A 19,436-nucleotide genomic window follows, 5' to 3' on the forward strand; every position below is an offset into this window, starting at 1 on the left:
TCTGTAAAACATTACAAGAATGCAAAAAAACACTTTTTAAGGTTTGGTGAATTAGGTCACGATAGAAAAACCAACAATCTTTGAGAAAAAAGCTAAATAAAAAAGGAAGGCGAAAATAAATGGGAGATTTATTTAAAAATCGTGCGTTTTCTGCCGTTTGGATTGCACAGGCATCTTCTGCACTTGGGGGAACGTTTGCTACGTTTATTATTTCTTGGCTTGTCTACGAGCTTTCAGGATCGAAAATGGCGATGGGAAGCATTTGGATTACGTTCATGGTCCCGTCTTTATTAACGACACTTTTGGCTGGGCCGTATTTAGACCGTTTTGATCGAAAAAAGATTATGATCTTATCTGAATGGGTTCGTGCAGTGGTGTTTTTAGTTCCGCTCGTTCTCTTTCCTTTAGGAATGCTGAACGTATGGCATTTATATGTGGTTGCAGCGATTATGGGGGTAGCAGAACCATTATTCCGTCCAACGAGTATGGCTTATGTCGCTCAAATCTTACCGAAAGATCGGTTACTCAAAGGAAATTCCTTGCTAGAAGGAACGATGCAACTCATGATGCTCATCGGTCCAGCACTTGGTGGATTACTCATGTCTGTGTTAGGCGTAGTTCCAGTTCTGTCGTTTTTAGTTTTTTGTATGGCTGTATCTGGTTTTGTCCTCTTATTTATACCTAGCTCAAAAAAGAAAGTTGCATCAGAAAAAAAGGAAACATGGTTTGTCCAATTTAAAGCAGGGCTTAAGTTTTATCGAATATACCCAGTGTTATTCTGGATCGGAATACTACTTATGGTATCTAACTTTAGTTCTGGGGCAGCGATGCCGATGTTTCTCCCATTTGTCCTTGATCACCTAGGAGGAAATGAGTTTCAATACGGCTTGTTTATGTCAGCATTTCCATTGGGGATGCTGTTAGGATCTTTAGTAACAGGGACATTCAAACAACCGAAAAACCTTCGTCGTATCATGTTAGGAAGCCTATGGATGGGCGGAGCATTACTCGCATTGCTCGGTTGGGTAACGACTTATTGGATGGCGTTAATTGTTGTTATGTTTTCTGGCTTTTTTGCAATGATCTTTACAATTAATAACACCACGTTTTATCAAAAGCGTGTGCCTGATGAAATCCGTGGGCGTGTATTCGCTGTACGGACGCTATTGGCTCAATCAGGAATGCCAGTAGGGGCAGCGTTCGGTGGACTATTTGCTGAAATGTGGAGCTTAACGGCTCTATTTACACTCTTAGGCATTTTATCTATGATTACAATCACTATTGCCTGGTTCGCTAAAGTGTTCTATCACTTGAATGATGAAATTGAAGATGAAAAAGCAACACTTCAAGTAGCAGTAACGAAATAATTGCTAGAAATGAAAACACCTCAATACGAAAATTTAACGGGTTTACTTCAGAGGTGCAAACAAGCCATTAACACGCAAAATCACGTGCGGTTTCACAGCAGAAATCACATGTGATTTTTTGTTGTTATATCAGTGTTTTATTGTTAAACATACGGAAAACATCTGGTAATTCACACACCTATTTCACATAGGTGGAAATAAATATTTACTTCTTGTGATTTTGATGTGATTTGCTATCTGAATTTTAAGGTGAAAAGAAGCATTTGGATATCTATGTTAAAATAAAGGAAAGCAATAGCATTCATCTTTATGGGAAATAGAAATGATAAGATAGTGTCGAAATATATAGAAAACTAATTGACAAATTTACGAATACTATTATACTAAAAATAGTTCTACCTTCAAATCCTTCCTTAATTCTCTTATTATGTTAGCTACTCTTCAGGGCTTTATTTGCATTTTAATTTCTCCAATTTAAGACACATTAAAATTCTTCTTTTCACTCGCAATAACGCCACTAATTTTAAAAATTTTCCTGAGTTCAAATGAATTATTATAAATCGAGATGATTTATTCATGGCATGGAATATGTATGAAAATTAAATACTCATGTTTTTCGATTTTCTTACTATTTAATAACCTACCTGAAAATTCCTTTGAAAAGTATCGGGAAAAGATGTTTGCGAAGTAGGAGTTCCTGAATACATTTTATAATTCGATTCAGGTCTATATAAAGGTCAGTGAAGGTAACACCAATTTTGATAGTAGAAGAAATTGAGGAAAGAACGGTTTTTTATTTTGAGATTTTAATTAAGTCATTTAGGCTAACTGAATAATTTTGAAGTTAGTCTACTCATTTGTTTAAATGATTAAATCAATAGTTTAGGGTCCTTTAAAAGACATGATCATTGGATAGGAGGAGGGATGCTATGGGATTTGAAGAAGAATACCAGATTTTATGAATACTCATTCACAGGCAAGAACCGGTGAACGTTTGCGGCGCTTACAAGAGGGGCATAAACATGCTGAAATGTTGTTTTTAAAGGAAGTTTGGTGGCCTTTATTTCACCATTTTAGGTATCTGTATCCAGAATATGAAGTCAATGATTTCAAGGATGGCACAAGGTATTTGGATTTTGCTTATATCCGGCCAGTTATCCGGATTTGCTTTGAGATTGACGGATACGGCCCTCACTTAAAGAACATAAGCAGATGGCAATTTTCCGACAGCCTGGAACGTCAAAACCAGTTGGTGATTGACGGATGGACCGTGATACGCTTTTCTTATGACCAAGTTAATGAGAAGCCTCGTCGATGCCAACAAATTGTTCAGCAAGTGATTGGCCGATGGTTGGGGGATGAACTTGACCTGACAACTTTATCCTTAGTAGAAAAGGAAGTGCTGCGTCTAGCGATTCGAAAAGGAGAAGCTATATCCCCTATAGAAGTCGAGAAGTATTTGAAGCTAAGTGACAAGACGGTAAAAAAAGTGCTTTCTCAACTAGTCGATAAAAAGATGCTGATTCCCGCATCTGGGGTCGTTAGGGTGCGCTCTTATCGGCTGGGGGAACAGGTTAAGAACCCGATCTGATAAATAAACGGAGAAATTCCGCTTAATTAGTAATTAGCACTGAAAATAGCTTGAATAGACGGAGAAATTCCGCCTATTGACTCAAAAAAACTGAAATTGGATCATTTTTCTTTGCATAATCGGAAAATCTCCCCCTATATACCCCTGTACGAGCTTCATTCTGCATCTAACCGAAAAATCTCCGCTTATTTTACTATGGCTAGTTACTCATTTCTTGACAAGACTTCTTATTTAATGGAGGTGGATTCAGCCCATCTTAATTCAGCCATTTCCCTATAACTAATTTTTAGAATAATGCCGATTGCTTAAGAAGAGTGAATTTTTCAATTGCCTTACTGTCTTTTGCTTTAAGTCTGTTTTGTATTCGCTTTTAAATTTTTTAATGTCGCATTGATTTCCCCACCAATTACAAGGATTAGTCCACTTAAGAAAAACCAAAACATTAAAATAATGACCCCACCTAAACTTCCATAAGTAGCCGAGAAGTTTGCAAAATTCGTAACGTAAATAGAAAACCCAAGTGAAATTAGCTGCCATGTGATCGTTGCAAATAAAGCACCATAGATTACATCTTTAAAACCGAGCTTTCGATTAGGTCCAATCATATACATCACCATTAGGACAACTGTCATAATAGCAATTCCGATTGCCCAGCGAAGGCGGTTCCATAAAATAAAAGCATGATCCGTAATTTGAAAGACCGAGTCAATCGCTTCGAGGATTAACTTACCGAATACTGGTAAAACAAGAGTGACTAAAAAAACGCTTACTAAACCAAGCATAAGAATAATTGATAAAAGACGTACTTTAATAAATGATCTCGTTTCCTCGATATTATGAGATTTGTTAAGAGCACGAATTAAAGCGTTAATTCCGTTTGAAGCTGACCAAATTGTTGCGATGATCCCAAATGAAAGCAGGCCGCCTTTAGGCTCTGCAACAAGCTCTAATACGGTTGTAATAAATAAATCAGCTAATTCGTAAGGCACATATTCCTCAACAAACTCATAGATTTGTGAAACATCTAACGGTAAGTAGGGTAGTAGTGCCAAAATAAAAATTAATAATGGAAAGATCGATAATAAAAAATAAAAAGCAAGTTGAGCGGCCCAATCTTGAATGGGGTCTTTCTTTAATCGCTCATATAATTCGGCAAAAAATAAAAGCGGTGGTACGCGATTCGGTTCCATAATGCTCATCCTTTTCTTTACTTCAATACGAAGGAAGCCAATATGTACATGCATATAAATAGCTAAATAAAAAATTCAACGAGGCACAAACTAATCCCTGCTTTACTATAAATTCCCTAAATAACAATCATTAAACCTGTTTGAATTTGGTAACCCTCGGTTTGTATTTTTAAGCATCTCACCTAGGTTCACCAGGTAACTGCAAAAATAAAAAGCTGTGATTATTCGGAAATCTAGTCCAAACATTCCACAGCCTTTTATTTTATACCCACTCCATATTATCTACGCAGATAGGTTCGTTTCATTCTTTTCATTTCTTTTTCCTTCACGAGCTACAGAGATCCATAAAATGACGCCGCTGATCACGAGTAAAAATCCTGAAATATAAAAGACCATTCCAATCCCAAATGCTGCCGCAATTGTCCCGCCCATTACTGGACCGATGACATTGCCTAAAAAACGAAAGCTGACGTTGTACCCGAGCACTTCACCTTGGACAGACAATGGTGCCAACTGTCTAATATAGGCTGTCATGCAAGGAAGCAGCCCGCCGATTTGTAATCCAAACAGAAATCGTAAAATGATTAATTGCCAAAGCTCTGTGACGAGAGCTTGCGGAATAAAGAATAATGCTGATGTCAAAAGCAAGATGACTAAAACTTTTCCATGTCCAATCTTGTCCCCTAATGCGCCCCATCTGCGTGTTGCCACTAAATTTCCTAGTCCAGTGACAGAAAAGGCAAAGCCAGCAAGAAAGGCTAAGTTTTCAGTTCGAGTTAATTCATGAACATAAAGTGCTAATAATGGCTGAATACTAAAGTTAGCTGCTTGGATGACGAGTGAGATGAGCATGACAGACATTAAAATCGGACTTTTAAAAATGTGCATAATTACATCTTTACGTGTATACACTTTCTTCTCTTCGTTTGGTTCTTTAAAGACAACTTCTTTAATTCCAAATAATACGAGAAAAGAAGCTAAAATAATGACAGCACCAGTTAACGTAAACGTATATTGAAACCCTACTGTATCGGCTAGTATCCCACCGAGCAGCGGTCCGCATAAACCACCGCTTACTGTTCCTGTTTGTAGCGTTCCAAGTGTTTTTCCAGCTGTTTCTTTTTTACATTGTGCGGAGATTAAAGCTGCAGACATTGGAATGAAACCAGTTACGATCCCCATGAAAGCACGGAGAATAAACAACTCTGTAACAGAGGTGATAAAACCCATTAAGAGGACACTGATCCCAATTCCTGCGGATGTAATAACTAGGATTTTCTTTCGACCGTACTTATCTCCAAATCTTCCCCAAAAGGGTGAAAATAAAAAGGCAACGAGAAATGTTACACCGAATACGTAACCTGCCCATTGCTGAACGTATGCATCAGAAAACTCACCTAACGTTTTAATATACAAAGACAAGAATGGTAAAACCATTGTTGCACTAGCAGCAACGAGAAAGTTCGCAAACCACATAATGACAATATTCTTTTTTTCTATCGTCACGGTACACACCTTCTTGTTGAAAAATATTTCGGTACTCTAAATATTATAGAGTAAATGACAATAATATGAAAGGAAAAAGTGCTAGGATCAACTAAAAATGGTACGATAATAATGAAATAACAGCTGGAGGGGAATGTATTGGAGAAGGTTTATAAAACAAAAGAAGGAAAAATGATCTGGGTCATATTGATCTTTTTAACGATAATCAATTTATTTATGTTAAATGAACGGATCATGTTTTTACCTTACATAGCATTAGTAATTTTTGTATGTGCACTTTTTTTGTCCTATGAATTTAAAATAAAAGGAACGACCTTAACGTATCGGGTAATTCTATTTGGTCTCGTTATCGTAAAAAAAGAGGCAGCAGCTAATGAAGTAAAAGAAATATATTTTATAAACTTAAGAGGAATCCCGAACGTACTTATCAAACCAACTAAAGGAATGCGCTGGAAGCTCGCTAGGTTCAAGCCAGATACTTATGCAGATGATGTCTACCAGTTTGCAGAGCAACACGGAATTAAAAAGATTGAATTAAACGGTTATCAACCGACGTTTAAAAATGAACAATAGTGATCGCTAAGGGATGAAGATGTAGCTAGTGATTTTATAATCTTATATAATTTTCAGAATTCATTAGACAAATGCTACTCAAATCCCTTATACTTGTTGGGAAAAAGACATTTTCTTAGAGGTGATCAGCTATGCCAACAGTAGAAAGTTTTGAACTCGATCATACAATTGTAAAAGCGCCATTCGTTCGTCCTTGTGGGACACACAAGGTTGGAACAGACGGTGTTGTTAATAAATTCGATATTCGTTTTTGTCAGCCGAACAAACAAGCGATGCGTCCTGAAGCGATCCACACGTTAGAGCATTTACTTGCTTTAAACATTCGCCGCTTCGCTGAAGACCAAGATCATTTCGACATTATTGATCTTTCACCAATGGGATGCCAGACAGGTTTTTATTTAATTGTTAGTGGGGAAGCAACGGTGGAAGACATTATCGATGTTCTAGAAAAAACGATGAACTACTCAATAGAATTAAAAGAAGTTCCAGCTGCAAATGAGAAACAATGTGGACAAGCGAAGTTACATGATTTAGAAGGAGCACAAAAGCTCATGAAGCATTGGCTATCTCATGACAAGGAATTCTTGAAAGAGATATTTTAAAACCGTTTTATTAAAACCTAGTTTAAAAAAGGAGCAGTGGGGTGCAGTTCATTCTCACTGCTTTTTTATTTCGGTTGATCAAATCATTACAATGGTTTAATCAAAGTGGCTTATGCTCACATTGATTCGCTTTAGTGATGATTTCTTCTATTTTCAAATGGGTTGAATGTGCTGTAGATGCCTTCAGCACAGTTTTCATGAGATGTATGGCTTCTTCATTTACTATTTTGTCATTTGAGGCAACGCAGTCTTCTGGGATATACAATAAAAAGTCCCGCATGTAAGCATCATTTGCTGTAAATTGAACACACATATTACCAGCAACGCCTGTAATAATTAGCGTGTTCACTTTTAAATACTGAAGTAGTAAATCGAGTGGCGTTGAATAAAAACCAGAATACTTTGGTTTTAATACAAAATAATCATCATCGTCAGGTAAAAGAAGCTCTGTAATGGCTTGTCCACGAACACCATCATGCAAACAGTGATCAATGAGATGACGAAAGTCTGATTGCCATTTCCCATAATTATCGTTTACATAGATAACAGGGACATTCTGTTTTTTAGCGCTAGCTTTTAGCAGGGCAATCTGTTTAGCTGCAGGGAGGGCAAACTCGTAAAGCTTTTCACCGTCATCAAACTCAAAATCATTAATCATATCTATAATAAGCAATGCTACACTTTTGTTATCAGGCACAAAATCATGCAAGTCCTTATTAATTATAGGCATATTAAAAACCTCCCTTTAAATTAGGATGCTTTACAAACAAGAGCAACAATCTTTAAGAAAACACTTTAAATAAGTAGTCGTCTAGTTGATCAATCTTACCAGTCTAAAAGTTTACTTTCGTGAATTTTTCGAAAAGTAAGTCCTTAAAGTTTGTTAATATGATATTATAGACGAAATAAAAAATACACATACAACCAATAGCTAGGAAGGGGAGTATCGGGGTGAATAGTAAAGAAATAGAAGTTCTTCAAATTATTGAGGAAAATGGGCGCATTAGTATAAATACATTATCAAAAATGCTAGACCTTAGCGAAGGGGAAGTTGAAGGCATTTTAAAAAAGCTAGAAAAAGAAAAGGTCATACTGAGCTACTCTGCAGTCATTGATTGGAGTAAAGTGTATGATCAGGAAAATATAACAGCAGTTATTGATGTTAAGGTAACACCACAACGAGGAGTAGGGTTCGATGATGTGGCAGAGCGAATTTATCGTTTTCCTGAAGTAAAGGCGCTTTATTTAATGTCGGGTGCTTATGATCTATCCGTGGTTATTGAAGGAAAAAGCATGTCACAAATAGCGCGGTTTGTTTCTGAAAAACTTTCAACGCTCGATTCCGTTATTTCAACGACGACCCATTTTCAATTGAAAAAGTATAAGCATGATGGGGTTGTGTTTGAAGATGGTGAGGAAGATCGTAGAATAGTGGTGACTCCGTAATGACAAATTCAACAAGAGTAAACCAACGTTTGTCAAAAGCCGTTCAGTCAATTCAGCCATCAGGTATTCGACGCTTCTTTGATTTAGCATCCACGATGGATAATATAATTTCTCTAGGAGTCGGTGAACCAGATTTTGTGACTCCGTGGAATATTCGTGAAGCAGCATTCTCTTCGATGGAAAGAGGGTTTACAGCCTATACAGCAAATGCTGGTCTGTTAGAGCTTAGAGAAGAAATTTCTAAATACATGAGCCAAGAATTTGCTCTCCACTATAGTCCAACAAGTGAAGTGCTTGTAACAGTCGGTGCGAGTGAGGCGATTGATTTAGCGATTCGTGCACTCGTTGATCCTGGTGATGAAGTTATCGTTGTTGAGCCAACGTTTGTTTCATATGCGCCAATAGTTTCTCTAGCAGGTGGGGTTCCTGTTTCCGTAGGAACGAAAAAGGAAGATTCTTTTAAGTTAACACCTGCTCAATTAGAAGCAGCCATTACTCCTAAAACAAAACTTGTCATGATTTGTTTTCCAAATAACCCTACAGGCGCCGTGATGACAAAAGAAGAGCTCGAGCTCATTTCACATGTGATTAAGAAGCACGATTTGCTCGTTTTATCGGATGAAATTTATGCAGAGCTATCCTATGATACGACCCATTACTCGATTGCCCGTCTGCCAGGTATGCGTGAACGTACGGTTGTCATTTCTGGATTCTCAAAAGCTTTTGCGATGACAGGCTGGAGATTAGGATTTACACTTGCACCTGAAGATATTACAGCGGCGATGTTAAAAATCCATCAATATACAATGATGTGTGCGTCAACACCTGCTCAATACGGGGCGCTTGAAGCGCTGCAAAACGGGTTAGACGATGTAAAGAAGATGGTCCAAAGCTACCATCAACGTCGAAATTTTGTCGTTAAATCATTTGCCGAAATTGGCCTGCCATGTCACACACCAGGCGGCGCTTTTTATGCGTTTCCATCAATAAAAAATACAGGCTATGACTCGGGTGAGTTTGCAGAAAAGCTTCTCCTTGAAGAACGGGTAGCAGTAGTGCCTGGAAATGTGTTTGGTTCTGGCGGAGAAGGACATATTCGCTGTTCTTACGCAACATCAATGGAAAATTTAGAACAGTCGGTCCAACGTATCGGAAAGTTTTTAGAAAATCATTGTTAAAATGTAAAGAGTGAGCATAGATTGAACGAAAAAGATGCTGTCCTAGAAGTAAAAAGCATGCTAGCAAGCGCTAGTCACTGCAAACCGCTTCAAAGGACAGCATTTTTTATTGTTTTATTTCTACTTTTGCAAGGCGGAATTTAATATATCGTCGGGAAAACAAAAATATCGGCGCAACTTTGGATATATCGGCGGGAAAATAAAAATATCGGCGTAACTTTCAATATATCGGCAAAACCTAAAAATATTATCTGCCCACTAACCAAAATCTCATCGTTAGAAAAGAATCCTAACCCCCAACTGTGAACAATAAAAAAAGACAAGGCATTAAGCCTTGTCTAAAAAGGGGGAATACTATATGGTAGTAAACAGTTATTACCAACCGTACAGAAGTTTATACAAGTATTACTAAAAAATAGATTTAATTTTTAAAAAACGAAATTGGGGTGTTAAGGATGTATGCTTTTGAAAAAATAAAAGAAGTACAACCACTTATCCATTGTATGACGAATGTAGTTGTTACGAATTTTACAGCAAATGGACTGCTTACAATCGGCGCATCACCTGTTATGGCGTATGCAAAAGAAGAAGTACAAGATCTAGCTAAAATAGCGGGAGCATTGCTTTTAAATATTGGCACATTAAATAATGAGCAAGTTGAAGCAATGATCCTAGCAGGAAAAGCCGCAAATGAAGCGGGAGTTCCTGTTATTCTTGATCCTGTCGGTGCTGGAGCTACGTCCTACCGAACAGAGACGACTAAACGCATCCTTGCCGACGTGAAGGTCGATGTCCTTCGCGGAAACGGTGGAGAAGTTGCAGCATTACTAGGTGAAAGTGGTATGATAAAAGGTGTTGATGGGTCAACAACGATACCGAAAGACATGCTCGCCAAAAAAGCGTATGAAGCTTTTCAAACATTAATTGTCATTACGGGAGAAACTGATGTCGTAACAAACGGTCAACTTACATATGAAGTATCAAACGGACATCATTGGATGACGAAAGTCGTTGGGACAGGTTGTTTATTAGGTGCTGTGTTAGGCGCATTTCTCGCAGTAAAAAAAGACAATCCTGTTGAAGCGTTAGCAGAAGGGTTAGCTTTTTACGGAATCGCTGGAGAAATGGCTTTTGAACAGGCAAAGGAAAAAGGAATTGGTACCTATCAAGAAGCTTTTTTAAATGGATTACATCAACTAACTGGTAAACAATATGAACAATACAAGAAGCTTTCAATTATAGAATAGAGGGATAAAATGAGTAAAACGTTTTTAGAATTAGGATTAAATGAACGATATGTAAAAGTTTTAGCAGAAAAGGGAATTGAAACACCGACGAAAATTCAGGAACAAGGAATACCGAATATATTAGCTGGAAAAAATGTTGTCCTACATTCACAAACAGGCAGTGGAAAAACATTAGCTTTCGTACTGCCTTTATTAGAAAAGTTAGATGAGACAAAGCAGGATACTCAAGCTTTAATCATCGCACCTACACAAGAGCTGGCGATGCAAATTTTTCAGGAAGTAAAAGAGTTAACAAAAGATACTACTTATAATGTTGAAGCCTTTATCGGTAGCGGAAATATTAAGCGCCAATTAGAAAAGTTAAAAAAAGCGAAACCGCAGCTCGTTGTTGGGACACCAAAAAGGGTCTTAGAGCTAGCAGAATCAAAATTAAAGCTCCATAATGTGGAATCGGTTGTTTTTGATGAGGCGGACCGACAAATTTTAGATAAAAAGAGCAACGAGGATTATGTTCAACTAGAGCGAAGAATGCCTGGTAATTGTCAATTTATCTTTGCTTCGGCTACAGCAACACCAGAGCTCTTAAATCGACTCTCTCAAAAGGTAAGTGACCCGGTTTTCCTTTCTGTTAATGAGGGTATAGTGAAAAATAAGATTGAGCATTTATTCATTGTAGGGGACAGAAGACAGCAGGTTGATCAATTAAAAGGCATCATCCGAAACTTGAATGTAACAAGAGGAATGGTATTTGTTAATAATTTAGAAAGAGTTAAGGAAACCGTTGAAAAGCTATCTTACCACGGTATTAAAGCAGGTCCATTATCAAGTGAACAAGACAAATTTGAAAGAGCCGATGTGATGAACAAGTTCAGCAAAGGTGAACTTCATATACTGGTTGCAACTGATGTAGCAGCAAGAGGTATTGATATTCAAAATGTAACACATGTGATGAATTTGCAATTAACCGAAGAAAAAGAAGGTTACTTACATCGAGCGGGAAGAACAGGACGAATGGGAAAAGAAGGAACGGTCATCTCATTAATTACGCGACATGAAATTAATAAGTTAAAGAAATGGGCGCAAGCATTTGATATAACACTTCATGAAAAACAATATCAATATGGCAAGCTAACCGATTATAATAAGAGTGATCGTCCACAGGGTAAAAAACCGATTAATAAGCAAAAGCCAATTAATTATAAGCCACAACAGCCAAAAGCTAAAAAGTAAAATTTTTGATTTAATCATAAAGTTATGTTAGACTAAGAAGGTTAAAAAATATTTAGGAGTTGTATATTGTATGGTAGCAAATTTAGAAGTAGGTAGCATCGTAGAAGGAAAAGTAACTGGTGTTAAAGCGTTTGGTGCGTTTGTAGCATTAGATGAAAACACACAAGGACTAGTTCACATTTCTGAAGTAGCCCACGGTTTCGTTAAGGATATTAATGAAGTTTTATCAGTAGGAGACGAGGTGAAAGTTAAGGTATTATCAATCGATGAGAACACGAAAAAGATTTCATTATCTATTCGTGCAACTCAACCAGCTCCAGAGCGTCCAGAAAGAAAAGAGCGTCCTGCACGTCCAGCTCGTCCACAAGGTGGCGGAAGAAAGCAAGAGAAACAAAGTGCAACTCAAGGATTTAACACGCTTGAAGATAAGTTAAAAGATTGGTTAAAACAATCTAACGAAATCCAAGCAGATTTAAACAAACGCTCTAAGCGCTAATTGAATACCAAAAAGGAGAGACCTGATCGGAAACAGGTCTCTCTTTTTTTTGCCATAAATATTATTTTGTAATCATATACATATTAACGCTCTGGCTGAGGACTTCTTTCCAGCTCTTCATCAGGCTTAAAGAGAATGGAAATACAATAAAGTCCAGCTAAACCAACAAGTGCATAAATAAAGCGGGAGAAACCAGCTGCCTGACCACCAAAGATTGCAGCCACTAGGTCAAATCGGAAGAACCCAATTAACCCCCAGTTGATGGCCCCAATGATTGCCAATACCAAAGCTGTACGCTGAATGCCACTCATAACATCCACCTCCGTCAAGTTTTGTAGCACTGATAAAGATTGTGCTCTTCTTTTAGAATGTTGAATTTCATTAAGAAATATGCATTCTTGACTTTTCTTTATAAATTGCAAAAAGTTTAAACTTTTGTTTAGGAGGATTCAAGATGCTAAATAGCTAATAAGAATCAAATAATATTCTAGTGTAACTAGTTTGTTGCAACTTAAAGAAAACTCATTGATAATAAAGGTGAAGGGAGAGTTGTATATACATGCAATCATTTACGTTTGTTAACCCAACAAAACTCATTTTTGGTAAGGGACAGTTAGAACAACTCAGTAAAGAGGTTAAAAGGTATGGAAATCGAGTACTACTTGTCTATGGTGGAGGAAGTATCAAACGAAATGGTATTTATGACAATGTCTTAAACGAACTTGAAAAGATTAATGCTCATGTCGTGGAACTCTCAGGAGTCGAGCCTAATCCAAGACTTACGACCGTACAAAAGGGAGTTAACCTATGTCGTGAAGAAAATGTTGACTTCGTATTAGCAGTAGGTGGAGGAAGTGTCATTGACGCTGCTAAAGCCATTGTAGTCGGAGCAAAATTTGATGGGGATATTTGGGATGTTATTACGAGAAAAGCCCGTCCAACTGGAGCATTACCACTGGGAACCGTTTTAACGTTAGCAGCCACTGGATCTGAAATGAACGCAAACTCGGTCATTACAAACTGGGACTTAAATCAAAAAGTCGGTTGGGCAAGTCCATATTCATTCCCGAAATTTTCAATCTTAGACCCAGCTCATACATTTTCGGTTCCTAAAGATCAAACTATTTACGGAATAGTCGACATGATGAGCCATGTTCTAGAAGCGTACTTCCATCATACAACAAATACACCGCTTCAAGACCGAATTTGTGAATCTATTCTTACGACAGTAATGGAAGTGGGTCCTAAGCTAGTTGAGGACTTAGAAAATTATGAATATCGTGAGACGATCCTTTATTGCGGTACGATGGCATTAAATGGAATCACACAAATGGGTGCAAGAGGAGATTGGGGTACACACAATTTAGAGCATGCCGTTTCTGCTGTTTATGATATTCCACACGGTGGTGGCTTAGCTATCATCTTCCCTCATTGGATTAAGTATGCAATGGGTGAAAACCTAGATCGCCATGTTCAATTAGCAACACGTGTCTTCGGTGTAGATCCTAATGGTAAAACAGATGAAGAGGTTGCTCTAGAGGGAGTTCAGCGTCTATCTGATTTCTGGAATAGCATTGGAGCCCCATCACGTTTAGCTGATTATGATATCGACAACAGTCGTATCGAAGAAATGGCTGAAATTGCAACCGTGTTCGGTGATTACGGAAACTTTAAAAAACTAAACAAAGAAGCCACAGTGAAAATACTAACAGAAGCTTTATAAAAGGCTCATACCTAACATTGTTGCATTTCACGTTTGACGTCAAATGCAACAATGTACATAAAAAGACTTATTAAAAAAGCATGTTCATCCCATGCAAGGGAAAAGCTATTAAAGATAGAGTGGAGAATGAATGTTAATTAGGAGGATAATTAAATGAGCACGATACGCTTTGATTACTCTAAAGCTACACAATTTTTTAATCAACACGAAGTTGATTATTTAAGTGGAGCTATTGAAACAGCACATAATCAATTACATAACGGCACTGGGGCAGGAAATGACTATATTGGTTGGGTTGATTTACCAGCCAACTACGATAAAGAAGAATTTTCACGTATTCAACAAGCTGCCCAAAAAATTAAATCAGATACAGATGTTCTTTTAGTTATTGGAATAGGTGGCTCATATTTAGGTGCACGTGCAGCGTTGGAAGCACTTCAACATTCTTTTTATAATGTGTTAGAAAAAGACAAGCGTGAAACGCCCCAAATCTTTTTTGTAGGTAATAGCATTAGCTCAACCTATATGAAAGACCTGTTAACTGTCATTGAAGGAAAAGATGTTTCAATTAATGTAATTTCAAAATCAGGAACGACAACTGAGCCTGCTATTGCATTTCGGATCTTCCGTGATTATTTAGAAAAAAAATACGGTAAAGAAGAAGCAACAAAGCGTATCTATGCAACAACGGATAAAGCTAAAGGTGCTTTAAAAACGGTCGCAACAGAAGAAGGATACGAAACATTTGTAATTCCTGATGATGTTGGTGGACGTTTTTCTGTACTTACAGCAGTCGGTCTTCTGCCACTGGCAGCAGCAGGTATCGACATTGAAGCGATGATGAAAGGTGCCCAAGATGCACGAGAGGCCTATAGAAACCCAAGTCTTGCGGAAAACGAAGCCTATCAGTATGCTGCGATCCGTAATGTTCTTTACAATAAAGGAAAAACGATTGAATTAATGGTTAACTACGAACCTTCACTTCAGTATGTTTCTGAATGGTGGAAGCAATTATATGGAGAAAGTGAAGGAAAAGACCAAAAAGGAATTTTCCCTGCATCCGTTAACTTCTCGACAGATTTACATTCTATGGGTCAATACGTTCAAGATGGACGTCGTGATTTATTTGAAACGATTATTAATGTAGAGAAAGTACGCGAGGAAATGGTTATTGAAAAAGCCGATAATGATTTAGACGGCTTAAACTATTTAGCAGGAGAAACGGTTGATTTCGTCAATAAAAAGGCTTTCCAGGGAACGATGCTAGCTCACACAGATGGTGGCGTGCCGAATTTAATTTTAAATGTTCCAGAAATGAATGCCTATTATTTTGGTTACATGGTGTACTTTTTTGAAAAAGCTTGTGCAATCAGTGGATATTTACTAGGTGTAAATCCGTTTGACCAGCCAGGTGTTGAAGCTTACAAAAAGAATATGTTTGCCCTTTTAGGTAAACCAGGCTTTGAAGCAGAAAAAGCTGAACTTGAAAAGCGCTTGTAAGACTAATTAAAGCTGTTAGAAAAAAAGCTTTTGAGAAGAGACTCGTTAAAAAGAAGCCACATAAAAATTCGATACTAAAAATTGTCCTGCAACTCGAATGAGTCAGCAGGGCATTTTTTAATGGAAAGAGGGTAAGCTATAGGTAACAACGTGAGTGAAAGGATGAAGCAGGATGATCCAATTAAATTCTGCCATTGAAAATAAACAATTTAAGCTTCAACATTTAGAAGAAAAGTTGAAGCCGCTTGGTTATGTAATCGGTGGTAATTGGGACTATGATCATGGCTTTTTTGACTATAAGGTCGATCAAACAGTCGGAAATTATGTATTTTTACGTGTTCCGTTTAAGGCTGTAGACGGAGAACTCGATCAGAAAGGAGTTAAAGTGGAATTAGGTAAGCCATTCCTTTTAAATCATGACTTCCAAGAGTCACTCGATGATAACATTTTGGAATACAATTCATTTATGAACCAATTTGCAGAGCCAGAAAATAAAGATGCTGAGGTTCCGCAAGATATGATTACTTCTGGTCAAAGTTTAGTCCAAGAGCTTGAAGCTACATTATTGTTTTTTCCGAAATAAAATAGGGCAGAGCAGCGAACACACGCGTTAATTAAACGTTTGTTTAATGCTCTAACGTCATCATTGTTTGTCAAATGTTGTCGTTTTTCCGATAAATGATGTGACTTCGCCGATAAATCGAAAGTTACGCCGATATATTTGAATCTCCGCCGATATCGCAAAAAAGAGAACTGCACCTCAACGAAAGGTGCAGTTTTTCTCATATCCTAAAGTGATTTTAATTATTTAGTGCTATTTTTTATCAATGGCCTTTGCATCTTGCATCACTTCCTCTAACACGTCCATCTCTATCATGTCATCAGCAATCGATTTCTTTTTTTCTTCTTTATGTGGTTGTCGATCATGATTGTTTCTTGCAGCTTGCTTATTCCAATCGCTCATTTTAATCACCTCCATTTATAGGTTTTGAAGAAGGAGAATACTTCATGCATGTTTCTTTAGGAGGAAAAGGAAGTGTGTCTAAATGACTGTTTAGCATTTTTAAATCATGGATATAAAAGGAAAGTCCTATAATAATCGGGGCTATCGTTTCAATTTTAAGGAAAAATAAAAGAGAGATTGTTTGAATTAGGAAATAGTGATATGATTTTTAAGGTTATATAATTTGTCGAAATAAGGTGAATTAAGTTTATATACTAGTTTTATAGAAAAAGTGGAGGAGGAATACATAATGACGTTGTTAATTATTTTACTGTTTTTGGCTAGTGCAGGTTTGTTTATTTATTCTTTTTTTGCTAAAGACTATCAATCTGAAGTAACTGAACAAGTGAGTAATGTTCAAATTAATATGATGAGAGAGATTAATCAATTAAAAGATAAACTAAAAGAAGTGAAAGAAGGAGGGGTTAAGCGTGGATAAACATACAGCTCGTGGCTTATCAATCGGGTTTCTTATTACAGGTATCGTATTATTAGTATTTAAATCAATTTTAACCCCTGCTCATACAACAGCTGAAGAACCAGTATTAACGAAAGAATCAATTGAAATGTTCCTAAGAGAGAATAATTTAATGGTCGTTTCTCAAGCAGACTTTGAAACGATGATTAGCAGTGAAGCTGAAGTCGCTCTTGTAGATGAAGAGCCTGCTAAAGAAAAGAAAGAAAGCAGTAAGGCTGACGAAAAAGTAGAAGAAGAGAAGCAGGAAGAAAGTAAAGAAGAGGAAAAAGAAGAAAAGCAAGAAGAGAAGAAAGAAGAAGAGAAAAAAGAAGAAAAACCAAAGAAACATAAAATTACGATCAAGTCAGGTATGGTAAGTTACGATGTAGCAAAAGTTCTTAAGGATAAAAAACTAATTAAAAGTGAGAGTAGATTTGTGAATAGAGTAGAGTCAAGAAATGCGGCTAACTATATCCAAATCGGAGAACATGAATTAGAATCAGGCATGACGATGGATGAAATTATTCAGGTTATTACGAAAGGTAGAGCAGGATAACGTCTCATAACAACTGTGTTCATCTTTTTTAAAAAGTTTATATAAAATGGGGGTATTGTCGTTTTGGCAGTACCCTTTTCGTATAGAGCGCAGGTTATCAAGCGACTAATGAAGTAGTAGGATCAAAGTGATTTTTTTCACGTTCAAATTCAAATAAGTACGTTACAATGGAAAGAATGAGAAGGAAAGGAGAGAGTGGTATTATGACGAGAGAGGCTATGAAATCACTGTTAAAGAGAGTACCTTTATTTAAGGAGTTAACAGAAAGAGAGCTAGAGTCAGTTGTTGACATTGCCCAACTTCGAGATTTCAACGAACATGAAATGCTATTTTTACAAGGTGAGCCATTAAATCGAGTATTTTTTATCGATAAAGGCCAAGTGAAGGTTTATCGAACAGACGTTAATGGCAAAGAACAGATTGTCTCTATTTTTCAATCAGGTGAAATGTTTCCTCATGTTGGCTTTTTTCGATCGGGGGCTTTTCCCGCACATGCAGAGGTAATGGATGCTGCCACAATCGTCGTGATCCCCATTGTTGAATTTGAACAGCTGCTCCTCAAACGTCCTGAAGTATATATGAAGCTGTTTCGTGTCTTGGGAGAGAAAATTATTGATTTACAAAATCGCCTAGACGAACAAATTTTTCATAATACGTATGAGCAAATTCTCCTGTTGTTTCTCCGGCTATCTAAAAAGTATGGACAACAACAAGAAGATGGTTACGTCAAATTAAATATTCAACTAACGAACCAAGAGCTAGCCAATATGATTGGTACTACTAGAGAAACCGTTAGTCGAACACTAACGAAATTAAAAAAGAACCAAACGCTACAAGTAAGCAGTTCAGGGACTACACTCATTTCCGTCGACTTAATCAAGCAGGAACTTCAAATTGATTAAGGTTATATGCGAAACAAGAGGTTAATTAGAAAAGTCGCACAGGGCGTTAGAAAACCAGTGCGACTCTGAAATTTAGCTACGTGGAGATCGTCTCAAGATGGGACTGTCATCAAAATCCCCTAATCGTGATTCGGCGCTTACAGTCATGAACTCCTCTTCCCTAGTAGGTTCCATATGTGTTTGTTTCACTAGTGGTTTATACCTTATATGAACTTCTTCTAAATATTCTGAAACTTGCTCAGGTGACTGTGTCTGTTTCATTGCGTATAGCCATGTTTCAAGTCTAAAAGTCCCTCGCTCTGTGATTTGACACAGGTCTTCCAGCGAGTCTACCAATTCATTTAGACAATCTAATCCGTTTTTTAACCTAACAATCCCTTTTTCTTTTGCCTTTTCGGTTGAATGTTCTAATCTATACGAATTTTCCTTGTATTGAAATTCAATATAACAGCTGCTGCGATCCCAATTGAAATTGTAAATTTCAACCCTCAACCGCTTCATCACTTTAATTAGCTTTCTTTCACATATTTCCTGCTCCTTATGTGGCATCCATTTAAACAAATCCATCACCTTCCCTATTTCTTTTAGTGTAATCGTGTCGTATTCGCAATATTTCAACTACTTGTTACTTCTGTAAAACGACAAAATTCCCTTTTGTAATCGTTTTACATAAATCGATCTTTTTTTGAAAAAATTGTCTATTTAAGGGTGATGAGGTCCCAACGAGCAAATTTCCATACGATTTTATATTTACCATGATAGAGATATGTCTAAATTTGTATTGGTTTGTTGATAAAAGTTTTTCTTTTTTTACAGTTTTTTGAACAAAGAAGTCTGTTTTTGTTTTCTGTGATGTACATCACAACATT

21 protein-coding genes are annotated in these 19,436 nt (G+C 37.1%); 15 read left to right on the plus strand and 6 right to left on the minus strand.

Going from position 1 to position 19,436, the window contains the following annotated elements; translation table 11 throughout:
* Positions 1 to 119 precede the first annotated feature (119 nt).
* Complete coding sequence (locus GKP30_RS18440) at positions 120 to 1,367, plus strand: MFS transporter (protein WP_216830941.1); 1,248 nt, start codon at positions 120 to 122, stop codon at positions 1,365 to 1,367.
* Positions 1,368 to 2,325: 958 nt separating this feature from the next.
* A complete protein-coding gene (locus tag GKP30_RS18445) occupies positions 2,326 to 2,958 on the plus strand; it encodes a DNA-binding response regulator (protein WP_236035194.1) in 633 nt (210 codons plus the stop codon).
* 347 nt (positions 2,959 to 3,305) lie between these two features.
* On the opposite strand, the gene GKP30_RS18450 is transcribed toward GKP30_RS18445, so the two are convergent.
* Both GKP30_RS18450 and GKP30_RS18455 read right to left on the minus strand, forming a co-directional pair.
* Positions 3,306 to 4,148 (minus strand): YihY/virulence factor BrkB family protein, encoded by an 843-nt coding sequence (locus GKP30_RS18450; RefSeq protein ID WP_216830942.1) that lies wholly within the window; start codon positions 4,146 to 4,148, stop codon positions 3,306 to 3,308.
* Positions 4,149 to 4,430: 282 nt separating this feature from the next.
* Entirely contained in the window at positions 4,431 to 5,624 is a 1,194-nt protein-coding gene (locus tag GKP30_RS18455; RefSeq protein ID WP_216830981.1) for an MFS transporter, read from the minus strand.
* A gap of 168 nt (positions 5,625 to 5,792) precedes the next feature.
* On the opposite strand from GKP30_RS18455, the gene GKP30_RS18460 reads away from it, so the two are divergent.
* Complete coding sequence (locus tag GKP30_RS18460) at positions 5,793 to 6,227, plus strand: hypothetical protein (protein WP_216830943.1); 435 nt, start codon at positions 5,793 to 5,795, stop codon at positions 6,225 to 6,227.
* A 131-nt stretch (positions 6,228 to 6,358) separates the two neighbouring features.
* Positions 6,359 to 6,829, plus strand: coding sequence for an S-ribosylhomocysteine lyase (locus GKP30_RS18465; RefSeq protein ID WP_216830944.1), 471 nt, complete (start codon positions 6,359 to 6,361; stop codon positions 6,827 to 6,829).
* A 100-nt stretch (positions 6,830 to 6,929) separates the two neighbouring features.
* Here GKP30_RS18465 and GKP30_RS18470 read toward each other — a convergent pair whose 3' ends face one another.
* Positions 6,930 to 7,559, minus strand: a complete 630-nt coding sequence (locus GKP30_RS18470) for a cysteine hydrolase family protein (protein ID WP_216830945.1) — start codon at positions 7,557 to 7,559, stop codon at positions 6,930 to 6,932.
* A 215-nt stretch (positions 7,560 to 7,774) separates the two neighbouring features.
* On the opposite strand from GKP30_RS18470, the gene GKP30_RS18475 reads away from it, so the two are divergent.
* From GKP30_RS18475 to yugI, 5 genes are all read left to right on the plus strand, one after another.
* On the plus strand, positions 7,775 to 8,275 hold the full coding sequence (locus GKP30_RS18475; protein WP_216830982.1) for an Lrp/AsnC family transcriptional regulator: 501 nt from the start codon (positions 7,775 to 7,777) through the stop codon (positions 8,273 to 8,275).
* Entirely contained in the window at positions 8,275 to 9,453 is a 1,179-nt protein-coding gene (locus tag GKP30_RS18480; RefSeq protein WP_216830946.1) for an aminotransferase, read from the plus strand. The genes GKP30_RS18475 and GKP30_RS18480 overlap by 1 nt, the downstream gene beginning before the upstream one ends.
* Positions 9,454 to 9,908: 455 nt before the next feature.
* A complete protein-coding gene (thiM, locus tag GKP30_RS18485) occupies positions 9,909 to 10,700 on the plus strand; it encodes a hydroxyethylthiazole kinase (RefSeq protein ID WP_216830947.1) in 792 nt (263 codons plus the stop codon).
* Positions 10,701 to 10,709: 9 nt separating this feature from the next.
* Positions 10,710 to 11,930: a DEAD/DEAH box helicase gene (locus GKP30_RS18490; RefSeq protein WP_216830948.1), complete on the plus strand. Its 1,221-nt coding sequence runs from the start codon at positions 10,710 to 10,712 to the stop codon at positions 11,928 to 11,930.
* Between the two features lie 70 nt (positions 11,931 to 12,000).
* Positions 12,001 to 12,426: a S1 domain-containing post-transcriptional regulator GSP13 gene (gene yugI, locus GKP30_RS18495; protein ID WP_216830949.1), complete on the plus strand. Its 426-nt coding sequence runs from the start codon at positions 12,001 to 12,003 to the stop codon at positions 12,424 to 12,426.
* An 83-nt stretch (positions 12,427 to 12,509) separates the two neighbouring features.
* On the opposite strand, the gene GKP30_RS18500 is transcribed toward yugI, so the two are convergent.
* A complete protein-coding gene (locus GKP30_RS18500) occupies positions 12,510 to 12,737 on the minus strand; it encodes a DUF378 domain-containing protein (RefSeq protein ID WP_075387890.1) in 228 nt (75 codons plus the stop codon).
* A 248-nt stretch (positions 12,738 to 12,985) separates the two neighbouring features.
* On the opposite strand from GKP30_RS18500, the gene GKP30_RS18505 reads away from it, so the two are divergent.
* The 3 genes from GKP30_RS18505 to GKP30_RS18515 all read left to right on the plus strand — a co-directional run bounded on the left by GKP30_RS18505 (position 12,986) and on the right by GKP30_RS18515 (position 16,232).
* A complete protein-coding gene (locus GKP30_RS18505) occupies positions 12,986 to 14,149 on the plus strand; it encodes an iron-containing alcohol dehydrogenase (RefSeq protein WP_216830950.1) in 1,164 nt (387 codons plus the stop codon).
* A gap of 153 nt (positions 14,150 to 14,302) precedes the next feature.
* A complete protein-coding gene (locus tag GKP30_RS18510; protein ID WP_216830951.1) occupies positions 14,303 to 15,649 on the plus strand; it encodes a glucose-6-phosphate isomerase in 1,347 nt (448 codons plus the stop codon).
* Positions 15,650 to 15,821: 172 nt separating this feature from the next.
* A complete protein-coding gene (locus tag GKP30_RS18515; protein WP_216830952.1) occupies positions 15,822 to 16,232 on the plus strand; it encodes a YugN-like family protein in 411 nt (136 codons plus the stop codon).
* 231 nt (positions 16,233 to 16,463) lie between these two features.
* On the opposite strand, the gene GKP30_RS18520 is transcribed toward GKP30_RS18515, so the two are convergent.
* Positions 16,464 to 16,613, minus strand: coding sequence for a hypothetical protein (locus GKP30_RS18520; RefSeq protein WP_216830953.1), 150 nt, complete (start codon positions 16,611 to 16,613; stop codon positions 16,464 to 16,466).
* 289 nt (positions 16,614 to 16,902) lie between these two features.
* Here GKP30_RS18520 and GKP30_RS18525 point away from each other — a divergent pair, with 289 nt between their 5' ends.
* The 3 genes from GKP30_RS18525 to GKP30_RS18535 all read left to right on the plus strand — a co-directional run bounded on the left by GKP30_RS18525 (position 16,903) and on the right by GKP30_RS18535 (position 18,567).
* Entirely contained in the window at positions 16,903 to 17,091 is a 189-nt protein-coding gene (locus GKP30_RS18525) for a hypothetical protein (RefSeq protein WP_216830954.1), read from the plus strand.
* The gene (locus GKP30_RS18530) at positions 17,084 to 17,665 is read left to right on the plus strand and encodes an endolytic transglycosylase MltG (RefSeq protein ID WP_216830955.1); all 582 of its coding nucleotides are present in this window, start codon (positions 17,084 to 17,086) and stop codon (positions 17,663 to 17,665) included. The genes GKP30_RS18525 and GKP30_RS18530 overlap by 8 nt, the downstream gene beginning before the upstream one ends.
* 203 nt (positions 17,666 to 17,868) lie before the next feature.
* Entirely contained in the window at positions 17,869 to 18,567 is a 699-nt protein-coding gene (locus GKP30_RS18535) for a Crp/Fnr family transcriptional regulator (protein WP_216830956.1), read from the plus strand.
* 72 nt (positions 18,568 to 18,639) lie between these two features.
* Here the strand turns inward: GKP30_RS18535 and GKP30_RS18540 are convergent, their stop codons facing one another.
* Positions 18,640 to 19,185: a hypothetical protein gene (locus GKP30_RS18540; protein ID WP_236035196.1), complete on the minus strand. Its 546-nt coding sequence runs from the start codon at positions 19,183 to 19,185 to the stop codon at positions 18,640 to 18,642.
* Positions 19,186 to 19,436: the final 251 nt, after the last annotated feature.

The organism is Alkalihalobacterium elongatum (assembly GCF_019024285.1).
GTDB lineage: Bacteria > Bacillota > Bacilli > Bacillales > Bacillaceae_F > Alkalihalobacterium > Alkalihalobacterium elongatum.

Coding starts and splice junctions, on each gene's coding strand:
- GKP30_RS18525 (WP_216830954.1), top strand. CDS start 16,903: ATGACGTTGTTAATTATTTTACTGTTTTTGGCTAGTGCAGGTTTGTTT.
- yugI (WP_216830949.1), top strand. CDS start 12,001: ATGGTAGCAAATTTAGAAGTAGGTAGCATCGTAGAAGGAAAAGTAACT.
- GKP30_RS18535 (WP_216830956.1), top strand. CDS start 17,869: ATGACGAGAGAGGCTATGAAATCACTGTTAAAGAGAGTACCTTTATTT.
- GKP30_RS18480 (WP_216830946.1), top strand. CDS start 8,275: ATGACAAATTCAACAAGAGTAAACCAACGTTTGTCAAAAGCCGTTCAG.
- GKP30_RS18510 (WP_216830951.1), top strand. CDS start 14,303: ATGAGCACGATACGCTTTGATTACTCTAAAGCTACACAATTTTTTAAT.
- GKP30_RS18450 (WP_216830942.1), bottom strand. CDS start 4,148: ATGGAACCGAATCGCGTACCACCGCTTTTATTTTTTGCCGAATTATAT.
- GKP30_RS18515 (WP_216830952.1), top strand. CDS start 15,822: ATGATCCAATTAAATTCTGCCATTGAAAATAAACAATTTAAGCTTCAA.
- GKP30_RS18490 (WP_216830948.1), top strand. CDS start 10,710: ATGAGTAAAACGTTTTTAGAATTAGGATTAAATGAACGATATGTAAAA.
- thiM (WP_216830947.1), top strand. CDS start 9,909: ATGTATGCTTTTGAAAAAATAAAAGAAGTACAACCACTTATCCATTGT.
- GKP30_RS18455 (WP_216830981.1), bottom strand. CDS start 5,624: ATGTGGTTTGCGAACTTTCTCGTTGCTGCTAGTGCAACAATGGTTTTA.
- GKP30_RS18465 (WP_216830944.1), top strand. CDS start 6,359: ATGCCAACAGTAGAAAGTTTTGAACTCGATCATACAATTGTAAAAGCG.
- GKP30_RS18520 (WP_216830953.1), bottom strand. CDS start 16,613: ATGAGCGATTGGAATAAGCAAGCTGCAAGAAACAATCATGATCGACAA.
- GKP30_RS18500 (WP_075387890.1), bottom strand. CDS start 12,737: ATGAGTGGCATTCAGCGTACAGCTTTGGTATTGGCAATCATTGGGGCC.
- GKP30_RS18445 (WP_236035194.1), top strand. CDS start 2,326: ATGAATACTCATTCACAGGCAAGAACCGGTGAACGTTTGCGGCGCTTA.
- GKP30_RS18440 (WP_216830941.1), top strand. CDS start 120: ATGGGAGATTTATTTAAAAATCGTGCGTTTTCTGCCGTTTGGATTGCA.
- GKP30_RS18505 (WP_216830950.1), top strand. CDS start 12,986: ATGCAATCATTTACGTTTGTTAACCCAACAAAACTCATTTTTGGTAAG.
- GKP30_RS18470 (WP_216830945.1), bottom strand. CDS start 7,559: ATGCCTATAATTAATAAGGACTTGCATGATTTTGTGCCTGATAACAAA.